Origin of the sequence: Algorimicrobium algoritergicola (assembly GCF_008086165.1) — a bacterium.
GTDB classification, from domain to species: Bacteria; Bacteroidota; Bacteroidia; order Flavobacteriales; family Flavobacteriaceae; genus Algorimicrobium; species Algorimicrobium algoritergicola.
The window spans coordinates 299,644-306,445 of sequence record NZ_VSKL01000004.1; the positions used below are offsets into that span (position 1 = coordinate 299,644).

Sequence of the window (6,802 nt, forward strand, 5' to 3'; positions counted from 1 at the left end):
AATAACGTACCAAAAATAAAATATAATGACAAACTCTTCTACTATAATTTACACTAAAACAGACGAAGCACCAGCTTTAGCAACGGCATCTTTTTTACCAATTGTTAAAGCCTTTGCAAAACCATCTGGAATTACTATAGAAACAAAAGATATATCTTTGGCTGCTAGAATTTTAGCAACTTTTCCAGAGTTTTTAACAGAAGATCAACGTGTTGACGATGCGCTTACCTTTTTAGGTGATTTAGTTAAAAGACCAGAAGCAAACATCATTAAATTACCAAATATTAGTGCCTCTGTTCCACAGTTAAATAGCGCTATAAAAGAGCTTCAAGAAAAAGGTTATAAATTACCTAATTACCCTGAAGAAGTAAAAAATGATCAAGATAAGGACGTAAAGAGTCGTTATGACAAAATAAAAGGTAGTGCTGTAAACCCTGTTCTTCGTGAAGGTAACTCCGATCGTCGTGCTCCAAAGGCAGTAAAGAATTTTGCTAAAAAACATCCACATTCTATGGGTGCATGGAGTAAAGATTCTAAAACCAATGTTGCCACTATGAGCGAAGGTGATTTTGCACATAATGAAAAATCAGTAACCATGGATGCTGCAACGAGCATCAAAATAGTTCATACAGATTTAACTGGTAATAAAACAATTCTAAAAAATGATTTTCCCTTGTTAAAAGGTGAAATTATTGATGGAACGGTTTTAAGCAAAAAAGCACTTTTAAGCTTTTTAGAAACCGAAATTGAAGGTGCTAAAGCAACCAACGTATTGTTTTCATTACACATGAAAGCGACTATGATGAAAGTGAGTGATCCAATTATTTTTGGGCATGCAGTACGCGTTTTCTTTAAGGATGTATTTGCAAAATATCAAGACGATTTCAATAAAATAGGTGTCGATGTAAATAATGGTTTTGGAGATTTAATTCGTAACCTATCTGAATTACCAGATGCCAAACGAAAAGCTATTGAGGCTGATATTGAAGCAACATACAATAGTCGTCCAGATTTAGCGATGGTTAATAGCGATAAAGGTATTACCAATTTACACGTACCAAGTGACGTTATTATTGATGCATCCATGCCAGCTATGATTCGTACATCTGGAAAAATGTGGAATAAAAATGGGGAGCTACAAGATACAAAAGCGGTAATTCCAGATAGCAGTTATGCAGGGATTTACTCGGCAACTATTGCTTTCTGTAAAGAACATGGCGCTTTTGATCCCACTACAATGGGAACCGTTCCAAATGTTGGGTTAATGGCTCAAAAGGCAGAAGAATACGGATCACATGATAAAACATTCGAGATTGGTAGCAATGGTACAGTTACTGTTGTAGATTCTGATAATAAGGTTTTAATTGAACACGCGGTTGAAGCAGGTGATATATGGAGAATGTGTCAAGTAAAAGATGCACCAATTCAGGACTGGGTTAAATTAGCTGTAAATCGTGCGAGAGCATCACAAACACCAGCTGTTTTTTGGTTGGATGATGAACGCGCTCATGATGTTGAATTAATTAAAAAAGTAAACACCTATTTAAAAGATCATGATACATCTGGTTTAGATATCAGAATTCTATCACCAATTGAAGCAACTAATTTTACTTTAAAGCGTGTAAAAGCTGGTGAAGATACTATTTCAGTTTCTGGAAATGTATTACGTGATTATTTAACCGATTTATTCCCGATTTTAGAATTAGGAACAAGTGCAAAAATGTTATCAATTGTACCATTAATGAATGGTGGTGGCTTATTTGAAACAGGCGCTGGTGGTTCTGCTCCAAAACATGTAGAACAATTACTGGAAGAAAATCATTTACGATGGGATTCTTTAGGTGAATTTTTAGCTTTAGCTGTTTCTTTAGAGCATTTATCAGAAGTTACTAAAAACCCAAAAGCACTTATATTATCGGAAGCTTTAGATTTAGCGACTGAAAAACTATTGGATAACAATCAGTCACCTTCTAGAAAAGTGGGCGAATTGGACAACAGAGGTAGCCATTTTCATCTAGCTAAATATTGGGCAGAAGCAATTGCAAACCAAGAAAAGGATATAACGATGAAAAATATCTTTGGAAAAATAGCACTTTTGTTTAAGGCTGAAGAAAAAAACATTATCAACGAATTGAATAGTGTTCAAGGAAAGCAAGTTAGCATTGGTGGTTATTACGAACCAAGTGATGATTTAACAAACAGCATTATGCGCCCAAGTGAAACATTAAACAAAATATTACAATCATTATAATATTTATAAACTTTATGAAAAAAGCTCCTTTTTAAGGGGCTTTTTTTTATATTTTTAATAAAAATTGCAGGTAATGAACATGCGCATATTCTGGTTAATTCTGATTTTCACATGTAGTATCAATTCTATTTGGTCTCAAAATAAAATAACCCTAAACGGTGTTATTTCAGATTCCGAAAGTAGCGAAACACTAATTGGTGTTAATATTTTAATTCCGGAACTTAAAACTGGAGCAACCACTAACGAATATGGCTTCTACTCCATAACCCTTCCTGAAGGAACTTATCGCGTTGTAATTAGTTATTTAGGTTATAGTGAGGTTTCGGAAACCATAACCCTTTCAGAGAATATCACTAAAAATTTCACCTTAACAGAATCCGTAGAAAGTTTAAACGAAGTCGTTATCACCGAGGATGTAGAAAAACTCAATATAAGAAAACCTCAAATGAGTTTAAACGCTATGTCGGCCGGTACAATTAAAGAAATTCCTGTGGTATTTGGTGAGGCAGATGTTATAAAAGCTATAACCTTACTTCCTGGTGTTACCACAGCTGGCGAAGGCGCTTCAGGTTTTAATGTACGTGGTGGCGCCGCAGATCAGAACTTAATACTTTTAGATGAAGCAACCATTTACAACTCATCACATTTGTTCGGATTCTTTTCTGTTTTTAATCCAGATGCCATAAAAGATTTAAAGCTTTATAAAGGTGGTATTCCGGCAAGATATGGTGGTCGCGTTTCTTCCGTTTTAGACATCTATCAAAAAGAAGGAAACAAAAATAAATTTCACATGAATGGCGGCATTGGTATAATATCGAGTAGACTTTTAGCTGAAGGCCCAATTAACAAAGGAAAAGGTTCATTTCTTTTAGGAGGTCGAGCAACGTACGCGCATTTGTTTTTACCACTTTTTGATTTGGACAATAAAGCCTATTTCTACGATTTAAATACTAAAATTAGTTACAAACTGAATGATAATAATAACATCTATTTATCAGGATATTTTGGTCGTGATGTATTAAGTTTTAGTGATAGTTTTGAAAACACGTATGGAAATACAGTTTTAAACTTTAGATGGAATCACTTGTTTTCTGATAAAATATTTTCAAATTTATCTTTAATTTATTCGGATTATTACTATGGTTTAGATCTAAATTTTATTGGATTTAATTGGGATTCTGGAATTCGCAATTTTAATGTAAAATATGATTTCAAGCACTATCTGAATAATGATATAACCCTACAATATGGACTAAATAGTATCTATCACAAATTTAATCCAGGCGAAATAAAACCATCATCAGAAGAATCAGGAATCAATCCAGATAAACTAATTGATAAATATGCTTTTGAAAATGCGCTCTATTTAGATGTTGAACAAAAATTATCTGAAAGAATTCAATTATCTTACGGGTTACGTTATAGTACATTTTTAAGACTAGGACAGGATGAACTAAATATGTATGCCAATGATGAGGCGGTCGTTTTTAATCAAGAGCTACAGATTTATGAAAAAGCAAATCCCATAGGTGTTGAAAAGTACAAACGGAGTAAAGTTTTAAAATCATTTGGAAATTTAGAGCCGCGATTAGCCATTGCTTACCAACTACAGAATAATTCATCTATTAAAGCAAGTTACAATCGTTTAAGTCAATATTTGCATTTATTATCTAATACTAGTTCTCCCACTCCATTGGATATTTGGACGCCTAGCGGCATGTACACTGATCCTCAAATACTGGATCAAGTAGCGCTTGGTTATTTTAGAAATTTTAAGAATGATGTGTTTTCGCTTGAGCTAGAAACATTTTACAAAACAGTAAAAAACAGAATTGATTATATTGATGGTGCAGATTTAATAGCAAATGACGCCATAGAACAAGTCATTTTAAATGGTGAAGCCAGAGCCTATGGTATGGAAATTCTTTTCAGAAAAAATACTGGTCGCCTAAGAGGTTGGATTGCTTATACCTTATCAAAATCAGAACAAAGAACGCCTGGTAGAACTGAAAATGAACCAGGAATAAACAACGGCGAGTGGTATAAAACAGCTTATGATAAAACACACGATATTTCTATTACAGCTAGTTATGATTTTACACAGAAGTGGCGATTTAATGCTAATTTCATACTTCAAACAGGTCAACCCGTGACGTATCCCAATGCACAATATGAATATAATGGCATTTCCATACCAAACTATGGCTTACGTAATGAATTTCGATTACCATCCTATAACCGACTCGATTTGTCTGCCACTTATATACCAAAACCAGAAAAAAAATCTGGTTGGCAAGCTGAATGGGTATTCGGAATTTATAATGTTTATAATAGATATAATGCGGCTTCCATTACCTTTTCAGAAAATAGAGATACAGGTGTAAATGAAGCCACACGATTATCCATTTTTGGTATCGTTCCATCGGTTACTTATAATTTTAAATTTTAATTCTATGAAGAACATTATCATATTACTGCTAATTTGTATTTCCATTTTTTCGTGTGAAGATGTAATAGATGTAGATGTCCCTACTTCCGAACCAAAATTAGTAATTGATGCTTCAATAAATTGGGTTAAAGGGACTTCAGGTAATGAGCAGTCTATAAAATTAACTTTAACGGCTCCTTATTTTGAATCCTCTGTTCCTCCAGCTAATGATGCCGAGGTTTTTATTACTGATTCTAATAATAACATTTTTGTTTTTGTTGAAGATGGAAGCACTGGATTATATTTAAATACAACCTTCGCTCCTGACATTAATGCAGACTATATTCTAACTATCAATTATAAAAATGAAATATATTCCGCTACCGAAACACTATTAGCTGTACCAGAATTTGATTTTGTGGAACAAAATTTAGAAGGTGGTTTTACAGGAGAAGAGACAGAAATTAAAGCCTACTTTACAGATCCTGGAAATGAAGAAAACTATTACTTTTTTGAATTTGAACCAAGTATTCCTGTCAAAAAAACATTAGATACTTTTAAGGACGAATTTGTAAATGGAAATCAAGTATTTGGTTTTTATGTTGAAGAAGACTTAACAACAAATGATACCGTGGTAATAAGAAATTATGGTGTATCCAAACGATTCTATGAATTCATGTTTATTTTATTGCAACAAACTGGTGCCGCAGGAGGTGGTCCGTTTGAAACACAACCAGCTACTGTTCGCGGTAACTGTATAAATACAACCAATCAGAATAATTATCCATTAGGATATTTCAGGTTATCTGAAGTGGCCGAAATTAATTATACCATTGAATAGGGTAAGTTCAATATTATAATTACAGATTATATTTTGTAATTTTGAAACTATGGATTTTATAAAAACAACTGAAAAAGATTCAAATTACAACCATCTCGAAACGATGTCTGTATCTGCCATTTTGAAGCATATTAATACGGAAGATAAAACCGTACCTTTGGCTGTTGAAAAAGAATTACCAAAAATAGAACCGCTAGTTTCGGAAATAGTTGAAAAACTAAAAATTGGAGGTCGGCTTTTTTATATTGGCGCAGGAACAAGTGGTAGATTAGGTGTTTTAGATGCTTCAGAATGTCCACCAACTTTTGGTGTCTCACATGATTTGGTAATAGGAATTATTGCTGGAGGAGATAAAGCCATTCGAAAAGCTGTTGAAAATGCTGAAGATTCTAAAACTCAAGGCTGGGAGGACTTGCAAGCCTTTAATATATCAACTAAAGATATTGTAGTTGGTATTGCAGCATCAGGGACCACGCCTTACGTTATTGCAGCATTAGAAATGTGTAATAAAAACAATATACTTACTGGATGCATTACTTGTAATAATAACAGTCCACTTTCTTTAGTTTCTAAATATCCAATAGAAGTTGTGGTAGGTCCAGAATTTGTAACAGGAAGCTCCAGGATGAAAGCAGGTACAGCTCAAAAATTAGTTCTTAATATGATTACAACCACCACCATGATTCAATTGGGTCATGTTAAAGGAAATAAGATGGTTGATATGCAGTTAAGTAATGACAAGTTGGTTGAACGTGGAATAAAGATGATAATGGAAGAACTCCAAATAGAATACATAACAGCACAACGATTATTGAAAACTCATAAGAATGTGAGAACAGCAATAAATAATTATACAAATGGAAACTGAAACAAAACACACAGATAAAGATGTTCTTTTAAAGGGTATTAAAAAAATGGGATTATCATTAGTATGTATGTTTTTAGGGCCTACTCTTTTATATATAGCATTTAGCAATCAAGAAAAAATATTGTATATACCACTACTTATAGTAGGTATTGTAGTTTGTGGACTTGCTATATTCCTTGCCTTTAAAGGATTAAAGACCATAATGGATAGTATGTTTAACTAATTTTAAACAACAATTCTACTCAAATTATTTATAAAGCGCATCATGCGCTTTATTTTTTTTGGTTAAAACGACAAGTTATTAAACAAAAAAATCCCGATTCAGTAAATGAATCGGGATTCTAAAAAAGGCGGCGACCTACTCTCCCACGAGATGCAGTACCATCGGCGCAAACGGGCTTAACTACTCTGTTC

At 33.4% G+C, this 6,802-nt stretch carries 5 protein-coding genes; all 5 read left to right on the forward strand.

The window, feature by feature from the left end:
• Nucleotides 1-25 precede the first annotated feature (25 nt).
• The 5 genes from ES675_RS11975 (at nucleotide 26) to ES675_RS11995 (ending at nucleotide 6,611) form a co-directional block, all read left to right on the forward strand.
• Complete coding sequence (locus ES675_RS11975; RefSeq protein WP_066251278.1) at nucleotides 26-2,251, forward strand: NADP-dependent isocitrate dehydrogenase; 2,226 nt, start codon at nucleotides 26-28, stop codon at nucleotides 2,249-2,251.
• Between the two features lie 79 nt (nucleotides 2,252-2,330).
• Nucleotides 2,331-4,700, forward strand: coding sequence for a TonB-dependent receptor (locus tag ES675_RS11980; RefSeq protein ID WP_082985909.1), 2,370 nt, complete (start codon nucleotides 2,331-2,333; stop codon nucleotides 4,698-4,700).
• 4 nt (nucleotides 4,701-4,704) lie between these two features.
• Complete coding sequence (locus ES675_RS11985; protein ID WP_066251615.1) at nucleotides 4,705-5,520, forward strand: DUF4249 domain-containing protein; 816 nt, start codon at nucleotides 4,705-4,707, stop codon at nucleotides 5,518-5,520.
• Between the two features lie 49 nt (nucleotides 5,521-5,569).
• The gene (gene murQ / locus ES675_RS11990) at nucleotides 5,570-6,388 is read left to right on the forward strand and encodes an N-acetylmuramic acid 6-phosphate etherase (RefSeq protein ID WP_066251273.1); all 819 of its coding nucleotides are present in this window, start codon (nucleotides 5,570-5,572) and stop codon (nucleotides 6,386-6,388) included.
• On the forward strand, nucleotides 6,378-6,611 hold the full coding sequence (locus ES675_RS11995; RefSeq protein WP_066251269.1) for a DUF6095 family protein: 234 nt from the start codon (nucleotides 6,378-6,380) through the stop codon (nucleotides 6,609-6,611). The genes murQ and ES675_RS11995 overlap by 11 nt, the downstream gene beginning before the upstream one ends.
• Nucleotides 6,612-6,802 lie beyond the last annotated feature (191 nt).